Raw genomic sequence first — 17,661 nt, 5'->3', positions numbered from 1 at the left:
GGCCCGGGCGCGGCGCGAAGGGGGATCAACGGCCCCCAACCGATGGACCGACCATTCGGCCGGCGATGCGCATGTCCCGCCAGCGGCCGGGCGACAGGCCGAAGGCCTGCTTGAACTGGCGCGTCATGTGGCTCTGATCGGCAAAACCCGCGGCAAAGGCGGCTTCCGCCAGCGGCAGCCCGCCACGGATGCCGGCACGCGCATGATCGAGCCGGCGCATGGTGAGATAGCGATAGGGGCTGGTGCCGAGCCGGGCCCGGAAATGCCGCGCCAGGGCGAAACGGTCGAGACCGGAGGCGGCTTCGAGTTCGTCGGAGCCGACCATCCGGGCGAAATGCGCGTCGAGGAATTGCCTGGCACGCTCGACCGCGAGCGCCGAGGCGGTCACGCGCCGGGCGCCGCCGGCCGAGATATCGCGGGCGAGCAAAGCGTCGGCGATGCCGAGCACGATCTGATCGGCCTCGAGCTGTTCGAGCGGCCGGTCGAGACTGTCGAAGGCCGGGCGCAAGGCATCGAGCAGGCGGGCGTCGGCCGAAACCGCCGCCGGCACGAAAGGCAGGCTGTGCGCCCGGTCGGCCAGCGCGTCGCGGATCAGGCGCGGCTCGACATAGACCATCCGGTAGTGGAAGCCCGCCTCGACGCCGGCGCGCCCGTCATGCCGCTCGTCGGGATGCAGCACCATGACCTGGCCGGTGGCGCTGGCGGTGTAGGCGCCGCGGTAGGTGAAGGACTGCACGCCGGCGAGCGTGTAGCCGATGGCATAGGTGTCGTGCCGGTGCGGGTCATAGGCGTGGCCCGAGAAGAAGGCTTCCAGCCGCTCCAGGCCGGCCGCGGCGGGAGCAAGCCTGATCCAGTCGCCCGGCGATGGGACGCAGGATCGTTCAAGACGCGCGCCGGTCGCTTCATCCACGCTGTCGCTCATGCTTCATGAGACCGCTATCGCCGATGCGTTATGAAACCAAGATCGCCATCGTGGTGCGCGAAGATCTCGCCACCTGGCAGAAACTGAACGTCACCGCCTTCCTGTCGGGCGGCCTGGTCGGAGCTTATCCGGAATTGCCGGGCGAGCGCTATGTCGATGGGTCCGGGCGATCCTATGGGCCGCTGATCCGCCAGCCGGTGCTGATCTTCGCGGCTTCCGCCGAGGCGTTGAGCCGGACCTTGAAGCGGGCAACCGAACGCGGACTGACGCCGTCGCTTTACACCCGCGCGCTGTTTTCGACCGGCAATGACAGCGACAACCGCGCCGCGGTCGCGGCCGTGCCGACCGACGCGCTCGACCTGGTCGGGCTCGGCCTGCATGACGACCGGCGGCAGATCGACCGGATCGTCAAGGGCCTGACCTTGCATCCCTGACGCAGGCCAGCCCTGGCGCGGCAGCCGGTCAGACCGACTGGACCTCGCGGACGTCGGGCAGGAAGTGGCGCATCAGGTTCTGGATGCCGTGCTTCAGCGTCGCCGTCGAGGACGGGCAGCCGGCACAGGAACCCTGCATGTTCAGATAGACCACGCCGTCCTTGAAGCCGCGGAAGGTGATGTCGCCGCCGTCGGCTGCGACCGCCGGGCGAACCCGCGTCTCCAGCAGTTCCTTGATGGTGTCGACGGTCTCGGCATCGGACGGATCGAAAAACTCCTCGTCGCTGTCGGGCGCGATCGCGGCCTCGTTGCGCAGCAGCGGCAGGCCCGACATGTAGTGTTCCATGATCGCGCCGAGGATCGCCGGCTTCAGGTGCTGCCATTCGGCCGGCCCCTTGGTCACGGTGATGAAATCGTTGCCGAAGAACACACCGGCGACCCCCTCGATGCCGAACAGCTTCTCGGCCAGGGGCGACTGCCGCGCGGCGTCGACATTGGGCATGTGCAAGGTGCCCTCTTCCAGCACGGTGCGGCCCGGCAGGAACTTCAGGGTCGCCGGATTCGGCGTAGCTTCGGTCTGAATGAACATTTTCAAGGTCTCCTCGGACGACCGGGTCAAGGCCGGTGCCGGATTGGAATGATTCAAGCAGAACCATTCCAAGAAATCCATCGCCTTGAGATGTGGCGATGACGGGCCGGTCCGTCAACCGGGCAACCGGCGCAGCGGCCATTCCGCGACGCCGCGGCCGGAGGCCGCCGCGCCACATTCGCCGGCCTCCGGAATATTAACGCCGGTCACGCCATGATGCGTCGCACTGCCCTGCCGCCTCCAAGGGGCACGCGACTTGGGTGTCGAAGCCATGGTTCTGCTGAAAAGCCAGGGTTCACTTGCCGCAGCTCTGCCCGCCGCGATCCTGAATGCGGTCATTGTGGCGGCGGTCGTCGCGGCGAGTTCGTTTCTGGGCATCCTGACGCGTCCCGGCGGGATGCTGGCGGCCTTCTGGCCAGCCAATGCCGTGCTCCTCGGGGTGATGATCCGGCAGCCCGCACTCGCCGGACCGGCAGGCTGGCTCGGCGCGGTCGCCGGATATTTCCTTGCCGACCTGGCGGTCGGCGGCAGGCCGCTGTCGACGCTTCTCCTGACCTGCGGCAATCTCGCCGGGGTCGTGACCGGCTACCTGCTGTTCAAATGCGTCGATGCGGAAGACAGGCTGTTGAGGCGGCCGCTTTCGGTCCTCTATCTGGCGTCGATCCTGGTCATCGCGGCCGCGGCCGCCGGCGCGATCGGCATGATCGCCAATCCGGTTCTGTTCAATGGCGGCGCCGCCGAGGGCTGGATATTCTGGTTCGCCACCGAACTGGTCAATTACATCGCCATCCTGCCGGTGATCCTGACCATGCCGGACCTGTCCCGGCTGCCGCCGTTGCGACGGCCCGCCCTGGACATCACGGGAACCGGGCCGCTGCTCGCCCTGATCGCCAGCCTCGGCGCCGGCATGGTCATCGGAGGGCCCGGTGCGGTGTGCTTCCCGGTGCCGGCGCTGCTCTGGTGCGCGCTGACCTACAGCCTGTTCGCGACAACCGTCATAACCCTGCTGTTCAGCATGTCGATGCTGCTCGCCATCTCGGCGGGATATGTTTCGCTCGGCGCGGACCTGCACGGCCAGCATGCGCTGATGTCACTTCGGGTCGGCGTGACCCTGATCGCCCTGGCGCCGGTGGTCGTCGCCAGCGTCATGGCCGCCCGCAACCAGTTGCTGGAGCGGCTGGAGCAGCGCGCCAATATCGATCACCTGACAGGCACGCTGAACCGCAGCGGCTTCAGCGCGCAGGCCGGCAACTTCCTCGCGCGCACCGCCGCCGCCGGCCGTCCCGCGGCCGTGCTGATGCTCGACATCGACGACTTCAAGGCGATCAACGACACCTATGGCCATGCCGCCGGCGACAAGGTGCTGACGGTCTTCGCCAAACGCATCGCGGGCTGCCTGCGCGACACCGACGTTCACGGCCGGATCGGCGGCGAGGAATTCGCGATCGTCCTGCCCGATTGCGGGCGAGCCCAAGCCGAAGCCATCGGCGAGCGTATTCGCACCGCCTGCGGACAGGCCGCGATCGCACTTCCCGACGGACCGGAGATCTCGGCCACGATCAGCATCGGACTGGCCTTCGCGCCATCGCTGGCCGGCTTCACGGAGCTGTCGCCGCTGCTCGACCTTGCCGACAAGGCGCTCTATCGGGCGAAACAGGGCGGCAAGAACCGGCTGGACGTCACGGAATATGCCGATGCGGCCCCCACAAACCAAGCGTAGCTGGCGAAGCCGAAACGACCGGCGGCCCGGCCTCCCCCCGCATGACGCCAACACGATGTCCCGATGACATCGGCGCGCCTGCTGACCGGAGGCGCGGATCGCCGGCGGAGGCGAATATGGGGGGTGAGCGCAACGCCGAATAGCGCAGCCGAGCACGGCGGTGAGACCGCCGCGCGGGCGCAACCCTCGTCCCGGCCGGACGTGTCCCTGATCTCCGCGACGTGCTTGCGGCAAGATCAAACGGTCGTGGTCACGACGCCGCGGCCTCAGGCCAGGGCCTCGATTTCCTCATCGGTCAATTGCCCCGGCACCAGCGCGACGGGGATCGGGAAGGTGCCGGCCGAGCGGGCAAGGCTCGCCACCAGGGGGCCCGGCCCGTCCTTGCCGGTGCCGGCGGCCAGGATGAGGATCGCCACATCCGGGTCCTCCTCGATCTGGGCCAAGATGGCCTCCGCCATGGCGCCGTCGCGCACCACCAGCTCGGGTTCGACCCCCACCAGCTTCATGGCGCGGTCGGCGGCGGCATCGAGCTTGGCGCGGGCCTCGGCATGCGCCTCCGCACGCATCACCTCGGCGACGCCGAACAGGCCCTGGCCGTCGCCCAATTGCGGGTCGACCACCGCCAGCATCTGCAGGCCGTGGCCGGTGCGCGAGGCGCGCCGTGCGGCGAAGACCACCGCGCGATCGCATTCCGGGCTGTCGTCGACGACCACCAGAAATTTCGGCGCATGACCGGACTGATAGCTTGTACGCTTGCGGGTCATTCGGCCTCCATCGATCCGCAAACCATCAATCTCGCACCTGCGTCGAAGCGCTGCAAGGCGGGCGCCAGGCCGGCCGTGGGGAGACGGCCGGCCGGATGCGGACCGCCCCGGGGGGTTCGACAGGATCCCGGCCTTGCTGTTCAATTCCCGCGGGGTCCGGGCGCCGGCGCCTGCGGATCCAAGCGAGGAGAGCCCGCCATGATGACCCCCGACCTGCAAGCCGCGCTCCGCCGCGAGACGACCGCCACGCCCGGCACGGTGATCGTCGCGAGCGGTGACGTCACGGGCTTCGAGCAGCAGATGTTCGCAGGGCCGCATGAACTGATCGCCGACGAGCCGGTCGCGGACGGCGGTACCGGCAAGGGCCCGAGCCCGCACCAGCTGTTGCAGCTGGCGCTCGCCGCCTGCACCTCGATGACGATCGGCGCCTATGCGCGGCGCAAGGGCTGGGCGATCGCACCGGTGGTGGTGCGCGTATCGCGCCGGCGCGAGGAACGGGCGACCGAGGACGGCTTTCCGAGCGGCACTTTCGTCGAATATTTCGACCGCACCATCGAGCATGGCGGCGCCTTGTCGGACGACCAGAGCGAGCGGTTGGTCGAAATCGCCAACAAATGCCCGGTGCATCGCACGCTCAGCCATCAGATCGAGATCACCACGGCCTTGAAACGCGCGCCCGCACCGTGACGAGGCGGACCCGGCGGCGCTCGACGCCCCGCCGGCGATCGCTGCGCCATTCGCCGGTCCTGTGACCGCGCGCACAGCGGCGAGAGCCCGCGGCCGACATCCTCCTCCCGCGCCGTGACGAGGAGGATGCCATGAAGATGTCGGCCTGGATCCTGTCGTTCGGCGCCGGCCTGCTGGCCCTCGGCATCGTCACCGGGGCCCTGCGCGGCACCCGCCCGATCGCCCGCCAGATCCGCTACGAACTCGGCTCGCAGACCGCCTTCGCCCGGTCGGCCGACAGCTGAGCCGGACTCAATCGACCGGCAACGCGCGGCAAACCTTTAAACTTCGGCCCAGCGCTGCTATGTGCGGCCCCATGACCGACACGCCGCTCGAACTGATCCGCAATTTCTCCATCGTCGCCCATATCGACCATGGCAAGTCGACGCTCGCCGACCGTCTGATCCAGACCACCGGCGGCCTGACTGCGCGCGAGATGACCGAACAGGTCCTCGACAACATGGATATCGAGAAAGAGCGCGGGATCACCATCAAGGCCCAGACGGTCCGGCTGAACTATGCGGCTCATGACGGCAAGACCTATGTCATGAACCTGATGGACACGCCCGGGCACGTCGACTTCGCCTATGAGGTGTCGCGGTCGCTGGCGGCCTGCGAAGGATCGCTGCTGGTGGTCGATGCCTCGCAGGGCGTCGAAGCGCAGACGCTGGCCAATGTCTATCAGGCGCTCGACGCCGGTCACGAGATCGTGCCCGTTCTCAACAAGGTCGACCTGCCGGCCGCCGAGCCCGACCGGGTGAAGCAGCAGATCGAGGAGGTGATCGGCCTCGACGCCTCCGAGGCGGTGCCGATCTCGGCCAAGACCGGGCTGAACATCGAAGCCGTGCTGGAAGCGATCGTCACCCGCCTGCCGCCGCCCAAGGGCGACCGCAACGCGCCCTTGAAGGCCATGCTGGTCGACTCATGGTACGACGCCTATCTCGGCGTCATCGTGCTGGTCCGGGTGATCGACGGCAGCATGAAGAAGGGCAGCCGGATCAAGATGATGGGCACCGGCGCCGTCTATGACATCGACAAGATCGGCGTGTTCACGCCGAAAATGACCGATATCGGCGATCTCGGCCCGGGTGAGGTCGGCTTCATCACCGCCTCGATCAAGGAGGTCGCCGACACCCGCGTCGGCGACACCATTACCGACGACAAGAAGCCGACCGCCCAGGCCCTGCCCGGCTTCAAGCCAGCCCAGCCGGTGGTGTTCTGCGGCCTGTTCCCGCAGGACGCCGCCGATTTCGAGGATCTGCGCGCGGCCATGGGCCGGCTGCGCCTCAACGACGCGAGCTTCTCCTTCGAGATGGAGAGCTCGGCGGCGCTCGGTTTCGGCTTCCGCTGCGGCTTCCTCGGCCTGTTGCACCTGGAGATCATCCAGGAGCGGCTGGAGCGCGAGTTCAATCTCGACCTGATCGCCACCGCCCCATCGGTGGTCTACCAGATCCTGTTGCGCAACGGCGACCTGATCGAGCTGCACAATCCGGCCGACATGCCGGATCCGATGAAGATCGAGACCATTTCCGAGCCGTGGATCCGCGCCAAGATCATGACGCCGGACGACTATCTCGGCGCCGTGCTGAAGCTCTGCCAGGACCGCCGCGGCGTCCAGATCGACCTCAACTATGTCGGCGCCCGCGCCATGGTCACCTATGACCTGCCGCTCAACGAGGTGGTGTTCGACTTCTACGACCGGCTGAAATCGATCTCCAAGGGTTATGCCTCGTTCGACTACCAGATCACCGACTATCGCGAGGGCGACCTGGTGAAGATGTCGATCCTGGTCAATGCCGAGCCGGTCGACGCGCTCTCCATGCTGGTGCACCGGGCGCGCGCCGAGCATCGCGGCCGCGCCATGTGCGAAAAGCTGAAGGACCTGATCCCGCAGCACCTGTTCAAGATCCCGATCCAGGCCTCGATCGGCGCCAAGGTGATCGCCCGCGAAACCATCTCGGCGCTGCGCAAGGACGTCACCGCCAAGTGCTATGGCGGCGACATCTCGCGCAAGCGCAAGCTGCTCGACAAGCAGAAAGAGGGCAAGAAGCGGATGCGCCAGTTCGGCAAGGTCGACATTCCGCAGGAGGCCTTCATCGCCGCCCTGAAGGTGGATGTGTAGGAAGGCCGTGGGCAGGCGCCAGAAGAACTGTTAGCCTCAAGGAGAGGCAAGAGGTCGGAAACGATGGCCAATCCCCCTGGCAAGTCGGATCGACGCATCGTCAAGAAGCCGAAGGGCGCGGTAAAGCCGACGGCGATCCCGCGCGATGCCGACACGGGCCGCGTCCTGGATCTGCGGGAGGACGGCAAGCCCTTTCAAGGCCCGGCCGAGGGGCGTGACACCAACAAGCTCCGTGTCGTGCGCCACAGGGTTCCCGATCTGCGCCGTCAAGACGTGCGTGCGGCCATCGCAAACGAAGCCAGATTGCTCGCCGCGCATCCTGACAACGCGGCCCTGGATGATTGGGTCGATACCGCGCGCACCATCGGTGGCTGACTTGCGGCGCGGCGATGTGGTTCTCATCGTTGCACAAGGCGATATCGGCAAACCGCGGCCCGGTATCATCGTTCAAGCCGATGAACTGGGGGTAACGACAACATCCATTGTCATCTGCCCCATGTCGTCCGATGTCGACGACGCCACGCCGACACTCCGGCCGATCATCGATCCCACAGCTGAGAACGGCCTCAAGGCCCGCTCTCAGGTCATGGTCGACAAGATCACGTTCCTGCGACGGGAGCAGATCCGCGGCGTGATCGGACGTTTCGAAGGCGATGCCATGGCACGTCTCGAGAGTGCGCTCTTGGTGGTACTCGGGCTCACCAGATAGCGCGCGCAGAATCTTGCGCATGGACCGCGACTCACCCTATGTTTCCCATATGTTCTCGCCTCGTGGAGGAACACATGGCAACCAATCCGCCCCGCGGCGATGGCCATCGCATTGGCGCCGTTCGCGATCGCTCGCAGACCTATAATCCGCAAACCGACCAGTGGGTTAAGCGCGACACCGAGACTGGCCGGTTTATGGACGTCAAACAGGATGGGAACCCGTTCAAAGGTGCTCGCAAGGAGAAGTGAGGACTTCAGGAGATCGATCATCGAATCTCGTGAGTCTCCCCGTGGGTGACGCAAACCCCTCTACCCCTTGACCAGCACCAGCCGGTGCAAGGTGGCCTGTTTCAGGTTAAAGAAGGCCCAGGAGGTGGCGAAGAAGGCGAGGTATTTGTTGGTCTGCTGAATGCCGACCAGCGCGTGCGCCCGGTCGCGATTGGCCACCAGATTGTCGAACCAGGCGCGCAGCGTCGGCCGGTAATCGTGTTCGGAATCATGGGTCAGGGTGAAGCCGGCCTCGCGCGCCGCGGCCAGATGCTGGCCATGCAGCGACAGGATCGAGCCCGGAAAGAACAGCTGCGCGGTCACCATCGAGGTCGCGGTCGGATCGTCGCCGTTCAGCGAGAAGAAGTGGTGGACCGCGCGGCCCCCGGGCTTCAGCGCCGCGTGGATCTTCTTCGCCAGCGGCAGGATCTCGTCGGGGCGGACATGTTCGATGGCGCCGATCGAATAGATCTTGTCGTAGCGCTCCTGGCCGAGGTCGGTGGTGACGAAATCCTCGAGCATGACGTTGAAGCCGAAATTCTCCTCGATATGACGCTTCTGCTCGCGCGACAGGGTGTAGCCCGACAGGCTCTTCATATCGCCGGTATGGGCGCTGATATGGCGCAGCATCGACCCCCAGCCGCAGCCGAGCTCCAGGATCGCCTCGCCCGGTTTCGGATCGATCAGCGACAGGAGGTGGTTGGCCTTGTTCAGCTGCGCCTGTTCGAGCGTGTCGCCCGGCGATCCGAAGTCGGCACAGCTGTAGAACATGAAGGTCTTGTCGAGAAACAGCCGGTAGAAATCGTTCGACAGGTCATAGTGATATTCGATGCCGCCGGCATGCGACTGTTCGAGCATGCGGGCAACCAGCCGCCGGCGCCGGGCCGCCGGCGGGTAATTGTCGACGACGTACTGGATGGCACGCGGGTAGGGATGGGTGAAGAAGCGCCAGACCATCTCCGGGTCGACCGGCCGCTGCGCCCCGGTGAAGAAGTTCACCGCCGCCGAGGGCGGTCCATAGGTCAGGGCATCGGATACCAGGCGCAGCCAGCGCGCCGGCCAGGCGGTCGGCGGCACAACCAGCCGGGCCGCTGCACCCGCCTGCTCAACAGGGGCCATGACAAGCTCCTCCTGCCCACGATATGGGGACGCTAGCACGGTGATTCATCCCGTCCATCCGGACGAACCGTAAGGCAGCCATGCTGACCTTAAGGGCGCAAGATCGCGTGATCAGGCCCGGCCGCGCGCCGTTCTGGCCGGCCGCACCATGACCTCGATCCATTGGCCGATTTCGCTGCGGCGCCTGGATTTGTCGAGAATTTCAGCATCCAGGCCATGACGCCAGGCGACGGACTTGTTGGCCGGGTCGGCCTCCAGCCGGTCGAGGTCGGCGCGCCAGCGCTGCAGGTCCGCCTGGTCCTCGAAGAAGCCCTCGTCGATCAGCCGGCTGCCCAGCGCGCCGCCAATGGCCGAGACTTCGCCAAAGGAAAACTCAGGATGGTATTGCACCGCCCAGGCGATGCCGCGGCCGACCTTGATCTCGACGGCCTGAACCTCGCTCATGCCGTTGGAGGCGAGCAGGGTGGTGCCCGGCGCCATCGTATCGACCTCGTCCTGGTGCACGGCCAAGGCGTCGAAGGCGGCCGGCCGGCCGGCCAGCAAGGGATGTGCCTTGCCGGTGTCATTGGGCGCGATCTTGCGGGCAATGCCCATTTCGCGCCCCTTGGGGTTCCTGCGCACCACCCCGCCGGCCGCCGCGGTCAGCACCTGCAGGCCCCAGCACGAGCCGAACACCGGGGTTCCCGCGGCGAACACCGCCCGTGCCAGATCGATCTGCGCGGTGATCTCCGGCGTCATGTCGTAGAGGTTCAGCGAGGAGCCGGTCAGCGCCACGCCGTCATATCCTTCGAGCCCGGCGGCATCGGGCAGATTGGCCTGGCGATCGGCGGGAAAACACAGGTCGATCACGGCGTCGGGCGCCAGCTCGCGCAGCACCTCGGCATAGGCTTCGGACGGGATGGCGCCGCGCGCATTGGCATGGCGGGCACGGTCGGCGGCATTGTTGCCTTCGACGACGAGCAGGCGGAGGGTCATGGGAGCGGCTTCCAGGCGGGACAAAAGCATGTACCGCGACATGGAGACGGCGAAAAGAGGCCGGTACGCGTTACAGATCCGGCCTTCCTGCGACCCGATATCACGGTTTTGTTTCTGCCTGGCGCCCCGCCGGGGCCGCGTCGTTGCGCGCGGTTCGGCTGCCTGTTGCCCCGGCAGCGGAAAAGCGGCATCACGTGCGATGTTCGCACGCGGCCCCGGGAGGCTTCCTTGGACCTGACCACCGACAGTTTCCGGCAAATCGACCGCGACCACATGCTGGGCCTGGAGAAGGGCCTGGCGGTAATCGCCTGTTTCGACACCGACCATCAGCGGCTGACCATTGCCGACATCGCGCGCATGACCGGCCTGACACGGGCCACGGCCCGGCGTTGCCTGATCACGCTGGCGCGCATCGGTTATGCCGAAACCGACGGCAAGTTCTTCCGGCTGACGCCGCGCGTCCTGAAGCTCGGTTATGCCTATCTGTCCTCGACCCCGCTCACCGCCATCCTGCAGAGCGCGCTGGAGCGGCTGAGCGAAGCCATCGGCGAAAGCTGTTCGGCCTCGATCCTCGACGGCAGCGAGATCGTCTATGTGGCGCGCGCCGCCACCAAGCGGATCATGTCGGTGGGCCTATCGGTCGGCGCCCGGCTACCGGCCTTCTGCACCTCCATGGGCCGGGTCCTGCTCGGCGCCCTGCCCGAGGACGAGGCGCGCCGCCATGTCGAGACCTCCACCCGCCGGCCGCTGACGCCGAAGACCCGCACCGAGGTTTCCGCCATCATGGCGGCGATCGCCTCGGCGCGCGCCGACGGCTTCGCCATCATCGACCAGGAGCTGGAGATCGGCCTGACCTCGATCGCCGTGCCGGTGATCGACATCCGCGGCCGGACCTTGGCCGCCGTCAATGTCGGCACCCACGCGAGCCGGTTTTCGCCCGACATGCTGGTGCGCGACCTGTTGCCCAAGCTGAAGGCCGTGCAGGCCGAGATGTCACGCATCATCGGCTGATCGCCTGTGGGCGGATCGGCTCCGGCGGTTGAAATCGCGGCTGCCACCTGCCAGCGTCCGTCGCCATGCTGACCCGCGCTCCCAATGATTCCGACCCCGCTTCCGACGTGCCCGTGGACACCCGCGTGACGCCGATGATGGAGCAATATATCGAGATCAAGGCCACCAATCCGGACAGCCTGCTGTTCTACCGGATGGGCGATTTCTACGAGATGTTCTTCGACGATGCGGTGGCGGCCTCGCGGGCACTCGGCATCACGCTGACCAAGCGCGGCAAGCATCTCGGCCAGGACATCCCGATGGCCGGCGTGCCGGTGCACGCGGCCGAAGACTACCTGCACCGGTTGATCCAGCAGGGTTTCCGGGTCGCGGTGTGCGAACAGACCGAGGATCCGGCCGAGGCGCGCAAGCGCGGCGCGAAATCGGTGGTCAATCGCGACGTGATCCGGCTGGTCACGCCGGGGACGCTGACCGAGGATTCGCTGCTCGAGGCGCGGCGCAACAATTACCTTTTGGCGGTGGCGCGGGCGAAAACCTCCTCGGTCGCCTCGGTCGATGCCTTTGCGCTGGCCTGGCTCGACATTTCCACCGGCGAGTTCCGCGTCGCCGAAACCGATGGCGGCCGGCTGTCGGCCGATATCGCCCGCATCGATCCCGGCGAGATCGTCGTGTCCGACGCGCTGTTCGCCGATGCCGAGATCGCGCCGTTCTGGCGCTCGTTCAAGGCGGTGTCGCCGGCGCCGCGCGACGTTTTCGACGGCGCCAGCGCCGAGCGGCGGCTGGCCGGCTATTTCGGCGTCAAGACGCTCGACGGCTTCGGCACGTTCTCGCGCCTCGAACTGACGGCGGCGGCCGCCGCCGTCACCTATGTCGAGCGCACGCAGCTGGCCTCGCGGCCGCCGCTGTCGCCGCCGGTGCGCGAGGCGCAGGGCGCGACCATGCTGATCGATGCGGCGACGCGCGCCAATCTGGAACTGGTGCGCACGCTCGGCGGCGAGCGCTCGGGCTCGCTCCTGGCGGCGATCGACCGCACCGTCGTGGCCGCCGGCGCGCGCCTTCTGGCCAACCGGCTGGCCAATCCGCTGACCGATCCGGACGCGATCGCCGCCCGCCACGACGCGGTCGAGGCGCTGGCCGCGGCGACCGCGCTCAGGGCCGAGATCCGGGCGCGATTGCAGAGCGCGCCCGACATGGCCCGGGCCTTGACGCGCATCGCCATGGGCCGGGGCGGTCCGCGCGATCTCGCTGCGATCGGCCAGGGGCTGGTCGCAGCCGGAAGCCTTGCCGAACTGATCGCCGGCGAGACAGCAGGCGAGCTGGTGGCGGTCGCCCATGGGTTGTCGCAGCCGGACCCGGCGCTCGCCGGCATGCTCGCCGACGCGCTCGACGACGAATTGCCGCTGCTCAAGCGCGACGGCGGTTTCGTGCGCCCCGGTCATCTCGCCGATCTCGACGAGGCCCGGGGCCTGCGCGACGAGAGCCGGCGGATCATCGCGGGCTTGCAGACGCGTTATGCCGAGGAGACCGGCATCCGGGCGCTGAAGATCAAGCACAACAACGTGCTGGGCTATTTCGTCGAGGTGGCGCAGCAGCACGGCGACGCCTTCCTCAAGCCGCCGCTGAACGCGACCTATATCCACCGGCAGACGCTCGCCGGCGTGATGCGCTTCACCACCACCGAGCTCGGCGCGCTGGAGGCCAAGATCGCCGGAGCCGCCGACCGCGCGCTCGGGCTGGAGCTCGAGCTGTTCGAGCGGCTGAGCGAAGCCGTGCTCGGCCATGCCGCGCCGATCAAACAGGCGGCCGAAGCGATCGCGACGCTCGACGTCGCCAGCGCCAATGCGACGCTGGCCGTCGAACAGTCCTATGTCCGGCCGCTGGTCGACATGTCGCTCGCCTTCGCGGTCAAGGGTGGCCGCCATCCCGTGGTCGAGCAGGCGATCGCCCGTACCGCCGCCTTCGTCGCCAATGACTGCGAATTGTCGGGCCATGACGGCAAGGGCCGGATCTGGCTGATCACCGGCCCGAACATGGCCGGTAAATCGACTTTCCTCAGGCAGAACGCGCTGGTCGCGGTGCTCGCCCAGATGGGCGGCTTCGTGCCCGCGGCCTCCGCCCATATCGGCGTGGTCGATCGGCTGTTTTCACGGGTCGGCGCCGCCGACGACCTGGCGCGCGGCCGCTCGACCTTCATGGTCGAAATGGTGGAGACGGCGGCGATCCTCAACCAGGCGGGATCACGCGCCCTGGTCATCCTCGACGAGATCGGCCGTGGCACCGCCACTTTCGACGGCCTGTCGATCGCCTGGGCGGCGGTCGAGCACCTGCATGAGACCAATCGCTGCCGGTCCCTGTTCGCCACCCATTTCCACGAACTGACCGTGCTGTCGAAACGGCTCAAGCGCCTGCACAACGCCACCATGCGGGTGAAGGAATGGCAGGGCGACGTGATCTTCCTGCATGAGGTGACCGAGGGTGCCGCCGATCGGTCCTACGGCATCCAGGTGGCCAAGCTCGCCGGCCTGCCGCCTTCGGTGATCGAGCGGGCCAAACATGTGCTCGGCGAACTGGAGGCGACCGACCGGGCGGCGCCGGTCCGGCGGCTGGTCGACGACCTGCCCTTGTTCGCGGCGGCGCCGCGCCCGCAGGCGGAACCGGCGAAACCGGACCCGGCGCTGGACCTGCTCGATACGATCGACCCCGACGACATGACGCCACGCCAGGCGCATGAGGCGCTTTATGCGCTGAAAGCCAGGCGAGCCAGCCTCAGGAAGGCTTGAGACGGTTCGCCGCCAGCAGCGCGAAGGACCACAGCACCGGGACGACGAAGCCAGCCAGCAGGCCGGCCCAGACGTGGCCGGCCCGGGCGAACAGATGGATCGCCAGCAGGAAGCCGACAAAACCGATCAACATGACCAAGCCGTTGACGACCGCGGCGGCGACCACCGGGCCGCCGAGCCGGCGGTGCATCAGCAGGATGAAGCTCGAATAACTCGCCGGGAACAGGACCGCGACGCCGGTGACCGCCGGGCCGATCCATTCCGACACGGTGACCACCAGCACCACCAGCGTGACCACCAGCGCCGCGCGCAACGGGATGTCATACCAGCTGCGACGCGGCGGCGGCCCCATCTTCGCCTTGCGCCACGCCCATGTGACGGGGATGGCGACGCCGAAGGCAACGAGGTTCAGCAGCAGCGCCGGCACCAGCGGCCAATCGGCCATCCGGACCAGCAGGGCGGTGACGAGCCAGGCCGACAGCAGGGCGCTGTACGAGGCCGTCAGGCCGAAGCCGCGCCGGGCGAACAGCGCATAGGCCACAGCCGCCGGCACGATCGCGACATTGGCCGAGAGACTGGACAGGCTTGCCGAGGCGATGAACGACGCATCGTGGTCGAGTGCCAGCAGGACATAGGCCGGGCCGGTGGAAACCGGCAGCGACAGAACCATGGCCGCCAGGAACGGCCGGGTCCGCTCGGCGACGACGGCGGCCGAAACGACGATCACGGCCGTCGACAGCGCCTTCAGCGCGAGGGGAAGCAGGGACAAGGAAATTCAAGCCGATGCGAATGCGGGACGACCCATGTAGCCGGTTCGCCGCCGCCGAGGCAGCCCGGTCAGTGCAGGACCCGCCCGCCCTTGGCGTGCATCTCGGCGACCAGCGCGGCAACACCTTCGAGATGCGGGTTGATGCCGAGCGCGACCTCGAAGGCGGCCAGCGCATCGGCTTCACGTCCGTGGCGCAGGCAGATCTGGGCGAAACCAGAGATCGCGCCGAAATGCCTGGGCTCGCGTTTCAGCGTTTCCATCACATCGGCGACGGCATTGGCATCGTCGCCCCGGATGAAATGCAACGTCGCCCGCTTGTTCCAGGCCTCCGACCAATCGGGCCGGGCGTCGACCAGCGCGTCGAGCACCAGATGCGCCATGTCGTAATGCTTGACCGCCATGGCGTTGATCGCCTGTTCCATGGCTTCGTCGGCATGGGGATCGCGATGATTGGTCCAGATCGCCCAGATCAGGTCCTGCAGCTCATAGGCCGGCCGGCGCGGCTCGAAGCGCGACAGATCGCGGAACAGGCCGTCCAGCCGTTTCGGCTGGGCCGATGCCGGCGTCGCCGCATCCAGCGACAGCACAAGTTTGAGGCAGTCCTCGAAGGCGATCGGGTCCGACACGACGTCTCCGCGCAATTGACCGGCGAACTCGAGGGTAGCTAAGCACTCGCCTCGCCCAGGCCAAGAGCTGAAACAACAACCATGGTGGAATTGCGCCGATGAACCGGCGTCAGCGGGTCGCAGCCGTGCGCGCGGCGGCGAGGCGCGCGATCGCCTCGACCAGTCCCGGACCAGGACAGACCGTCAGCACGTCGGGAACGACGATCCGCCGGCCGGCCGGATAGAGGCGGGCGAGCGCCGGATGGGTCAGCAGCGCCGTTCCCTGATCGTCGGCCCGTCCCGGCGCGGCGTTCAGCACCAGGACATCGGGCCGAAGCCGCACGATGGTCTCCAGGCTGACGAAACCGCCGAAGCCGATGTCCGGCCTGGCATGACGGAAGCCGGCACGGACCAGCGCGTCGCCCAGCATGGTGGTCGGTCCCGCGGCATAACCGCGTCGCTCGTAGGGCAGCGCGGTCGGTGCGGGCCCGGGCCCGGCGCGGGCGGCATCGAGGTGGGCTGCGAGCGCCTCGCCGCGTTCGGCATGGCCGAGGATCGCGGCGGTGCGGCGAATGATCGCCTTGGCGTCGTCGAGCGAGGTCGCGAGCGGCATGCGCTCGACGCGGATGCCGCGTCCGTCCAGCAACTGACCCGTGGCGAGCCGGTCGCGCGGGCCGAGGAAGACCAGGTCGGCGCCGAGTGCCAGCGCCTCTTCGGCCGATCCCGATGTCACCGGAAAGGCTTGGGCCGCGGCGGCCGCAGCCGAAATTCCGGGGTTGCGGGCATAAGGCGAAAGCGCGGCGATCTGGCCGGGATCGGCCAGAGCCAGCACCAGCTGATCGGCGCAGAGATTGAAGGAAACCACCCGTCGGGGCGCGGCCGCGGCCGCCGGGAGCAGAGCCAACAGCGCGAGCGCCGCCGCCCAGCCCCGCATCATGCGGCGTTCGAGGTGACCGGCTGGGCCAGCAGCAGGCGCAGGGACGCCTCGTCGCGGGCGGAGCGCAGCTTCTGGACATTGCCGGGGTCGCGGGTCAGCCGGGCGATCCGCGACAGGGCTTTCAGATGATCGGCGCCCGCACCTTCCGGCGCCAGCAGCGCGAAGACCAGGTCGACCGGCTGGCCGTCGATGGCATCGAAATCCACGGGGCGGTCGAGGCGCGCGAACAGGCCGGTGACGCGCTCGAGCTTCGGCAGCTTGCCGTGCGGAATAGCGATGCCGCTGCCGGCGCCGGTCGACCCAAGGCGCTCGCGCTCGTTCAGGGTGTCGTAGATCTCGCGCGCCGAACGGCCGGTCAATTCCGCGGCCTTCGCGGCAATCTCCTGGAGCAGCTGCTTCTTCGAGTCCACGTGGAGGAAGGGGATGATCGCGCCTTCGGCGATGATGTCATGGATCGGCATTGGCTGCCTTCTTGGGATAGCGTGTTGGACGCGGGCCTCTATCTCGGCCCATGCAATGACGATGCCATGACGGATCAGGTAGGTCCGCCAAGCGCCGCCGCAGCCGGAGGATCCACCCAACCGACATGCCCGTCGGCCCTCCGGTACACGACATTCACCCTTCCGTGGACAGCGTGATGAAACACGATGGTCCGCGCCCCCGTGACGTCCAGCTCCATCACGGCATCGGCCACCGTCATGCGCTTCAGGCTGGCGGTCTGCTCCGCGATGATCACCGGCTCGAATTCGCCGGTGCCGCCGTCATCCTCGCCCACCCCGTCGAGCGGCGATTCGATCACATAAGACCGCGCCTCGACGGTGGCGGACTGCACATGATTGCCGCCGGCCCGGTCCTTCAGCCGCCGCGCATAACGCCTCAGCCGCTTCTCGATGCGCTCCGCCGCGAGGTCGCAGGCCGCATAGGCATCGGCCGCGAAGGCCTCGGCCTGCAGCGTCGTGCCACTTGCCAGATGCAGCGCGTAGACGGCGCGGAAGCCGTGGGCTTCCTTCTCGACGGTCACATGTCCGGTATAGCGGCCATCGGCATATCGTCCGGTGGCATCTCCCACGCGCGTCGCGATTCGTTCACGAAGCGCTTCACCGATATCGAGGTTCTTGCCAGAAATGCGCAGAGCCATAAGGCTCCCCCGATCGTCTGTTCGGAAGGCGGGCCGGTGGGCCGTCCCGCTTCCATCTTCTTATGTAGGTGACGG

General features: G+C 67.6%; 20 protein-coding genes. 10 read left to right on the top strand and 10 right to left on the bottom strand.

Annotated features, from left to right (window positions below; genetic code table 11):
• Positions 1–25: 25 nt before the first annotated feature.
• Complete coding sequence (locus tag AC07WJ_RS12060; protein ID WP_494934838.1) at positions 26–910, bottom strand: AraC family transcriptional regulator; 885 nt, start codon at positions 908–910, stop codon at positions 26–28.
• A gap of 35 nt (positions 911–945) precedes the next feature.
• On the opposite strand from AC07WJ_RS12060, the gene AC07WJ_RS12055 reads away from it, so the two are divergent.
• Complete coding sequence (locus AC07WJ_RS12055; protein WP_494934837.1) at positions 946–1,356, top strand: DUF2000 family protein; 411 nt, start codon at positions 946–948, stop codon at positions 1,354–1,356.
• A gap of 28 nt (positions 1,357–1,384) precedes the next feature.
• Here AC07WJ_RS12055 and AC07WJ_RS12050 read toward each other — a convergent pair whose 3' ends face one another.
• A complete protein-coding gene (locus tag AC07WJ_RS12050) occupies positions 1,385–1,945 on the bottom strand; it encodes a NifU family protein (RefSeq protein ID WP_494934836.1) in 561 nt (186 codons plus the stop codon).
• A gap of 271 nt (positions 1,946–2,216) precedes the next feature.
• Here AC07WJ_RS12050 and AC07WJ_RS12045 point away from each other — a divergent pair, with 271 nt between their 5' ends.
• Positions 2,217–3,665, top strand: a complete 1,449-nt coding sequence (locus AC07WJ_RS12045; protein ID WP_494934835.1) for a GGDEF domain-containing protein — start codon at positions 2,217–2,219, stop codon at positions 3,663–3,665.
• A 266-nt stretch (positions 3,666–3,931) separates the two neighbouring features.
• Here AC07WJ_RS12045 and AC07WJ_RS12040 read toward each other — a convergent pair whose 3' ends face one another.
• A complete protein-coding gene (locus AC07WJ_RS12040; RefSeq protein ID WP_494934834.1) occupies positions 3,932–4,429 on the bottom strand; it encodes a universal stress protein in 498 nt (165 codons plus the stop codon).
• Positions 4,430–4,627: 198 nt separating this feature from the next.
• On the opposite strand from AC07WJ_RS12040, the gene AC07WJ_RS12035 reads away from it, so the two are divergent.
• The 6 genes from AC07WJ_RS12035 (at position 4,628) to AC07WJ_RS12010 (ending at position 8,234) form a co-directional block, all read left to right on the top strand.
• Entirely contained in the window at positions 4,628–5,116 is a 489-nt protein-coding gene (locus tag AC07WJ_RS12035) for an OsmC family protein (protein ID WP_494934833.1), read from the top strand.
• A 131-nt stretch (positions 5,117–5,247) separates the two neighbouring features.
• Positions 5,248–5,400, top strand: coding sequence for a hypothetical protein (locus tag AC07WJ_RS12030; protein ID WP_494934832.1), 153 nt, complete (start codon positions 5,248–5,250; stop codon positions 5,398–5,400).
• 71 nt (positions 5,401–5,471) lie between these two features.
• A complete protein-coding gene (gene lepA / locus AC07WJ_RS12025) occupies positions 5,472–7,277 on the top strand; it encodes a translation elongation factor 4 (protein ID WP_494934831.1) in 1,806 nt (601 codons plus the stop codon).
• A gap of 63 nt (positions 7,278–7,340) precedes the next feature.
• Complete coding sequence (locus AC07WJ_RS12020) at positions 7,341–7,652, top strand: antitoxin MazE-like protein (RefSeq protein ID WP_494934830.1); 312 nt, start codon at positions 7,341–7,343, stop codon at positions 7,650–7,652.
• Positions 7,645–7,986 (top strand): type II toxin-antitoxin system PemK/MazF family toxin, encoded by a 342-nt coding sequence (locus AC07WJ_RS12015; protein WP_494934829.1) that lies wholly within the window; start codon positions 7,645–7,647, stop codon positions 7,984–7,986. The genes AC07WJ_RS12020 and AC07WJ_RS12015 overlap by 8 nt, the downstream gene beginning before the upstream one ends.
• Positions 7,987–8,060: 74 nt before the next feature.
• A complete protein-coding gene (locus AC07WJ_RS12010; RefSeq protein WP_494934828.1) occupies positions 8,061–8,234 on the top strand; it encodes a hypothetical protein in 174 nt (57 codons plus the stop codon).
• A 60-nt stretch (positions 8,235–8,294) separates the two neighbouring features.
• Here the strand turns inward: AC07WJ_RS12010 and AC07WJ_RS12005 are convergent, their stop codons facing one another.
• Together AC07WJ_RS12005 and AC07WJ_RS12000 are read right to left on the bottom strand one after the other, a co-directional pair.
• Positions 8,295–9,371, bottom strand: coding sequence for a class I SAM-dependent methyltransferase (locus tag AC07WJ_RS12005; RefSeq protein WP_494934827.1), 1,077 nt, complete (start codon positions 9,369–9,371; stop codon positions 8,295–8,297).
• Between the two features lie 111 nt (positions 9,372–9,482).
• Positions 9,483–10,346 (bottom strand): type 1 glutamine amidotransferase, encoded by an 864-nt coding sequence (locus AC07WJ_RS12000; protein WP_494934826.1) that lies wholly within the window; start codon positions 10,344–10,346, stop codon positions 9,483–9,485.
• 273 nt (positions 10,347–10,619) lie between these two features.
• Between AC07WJ_RS12000 and AC07WJ_RS11995 the strand changes: the two genes are divergently transcribed.
• Both AC07WJ_RS11995 and mutS read left to right on the top strand, forming a co-directional pair.
• Entirely contained in the window at positions 10,620–11,357 is a 738-nt protein-coding gene (locus AC07WJ_RS11995; RefSeq protein ID WP_494935577.1) for an IclR family transcriptional regulator domain-containing protein, read from the top strand.
• Positions 11,358–11,422: 65 nt separating this feature from the next.
• The gene (gene mutS, locus AC07WJ_RS11990) at positions 11,423–14,137 is read left to right on the top strand and encodes a DNA mismatch repair protein MutS (RefSeq protein ID WP_494934825.1); all 2,715 of its coding nucleotides are present in this window, start codon (positions 11,423–11,425) and stop codon (positions 14,135–14,137) included.
• Here mutS and AC07WJ_RS11985 read toward each other — a convergent pair.
• From AC07WJ_RS11985 to hpf, 5 genes are all read right to left on the bottom strand, one after another.
• The gene (locus AC07WJ_RS11985) at positions 14,124–14,906 is read right to left on the bottom strand and encodes a hypothetical protein (protein WP_494934824.1); all 783 of its coding nucleotides are present in this window, start codon (positions 14,904–14,906) and stop codon (positions 14,124–14,126) included. The genes mutS and AC07WJ_RS11985 overlap by 14 nt on opposite strands.
• Positions 14,907–14,974: 68 nt before the next feature.
• A complete protein-coding gene (locus tag AC07WJ_RS11980; protein ID WP_494934823.1) occupies positions 14,975–15,532 on the bottom strand; it encodes a tetratricopeptide repeat protein in 558 nt (185 codons plus the stop codon).
• A gap of 109 nt (positions 15,533–15,641) precedes the next feature.
• Entirely contained in the window at positions 15,642–16,448 is an 807-nt protein-coding gene (locus AC07WJ_RS11975; protein ID WP_494934822.1) for an ABC transporter substrate-binding protein, read from the bottom strand.
• Positions 16,445–16,909: a PTS IIA-like nitrogen regulatory protein PtsN gene (ptsN, locus tag AC07WJ_RS11970; RefSeq protein WP_494934821.1), complete on the bottom strand. Its 465-nt coding sequence runs from the start codon at positions 16,907–16,909 to the stop codon at positions 16,445–16,447. Before ptsN ends, AC07WJ_RS11975 begins: the two co-directional genes overlap by 4 nt.
• 74 nt (positions 16,910–16,983) lie before the next feature.
• Complete coding sequence (gene hpf / locus AC07WJ_RS11965) at positions 16,984–17,586, bottom strand: ribosome hibernation-promoting factor, HPF/YfiA family (protein WP_494934820.1); 603 nt, start codon at positions 17,584–17,586, stop codon at positions 16,984–16,986.
• Between the last annotated feature and the right edge of the window lie 75 nt (positions 17,587–17,661).

The sequence above is a fragment of the Phreatobacter sp. GW821-FHT04C01 genome (assembly GCF_059420385.1).
The sequence above is the reverse complement of the archived record's forward strand: the minus strand, read 5'-3'. Positions and strand labels throughout refer to the sequence as shown.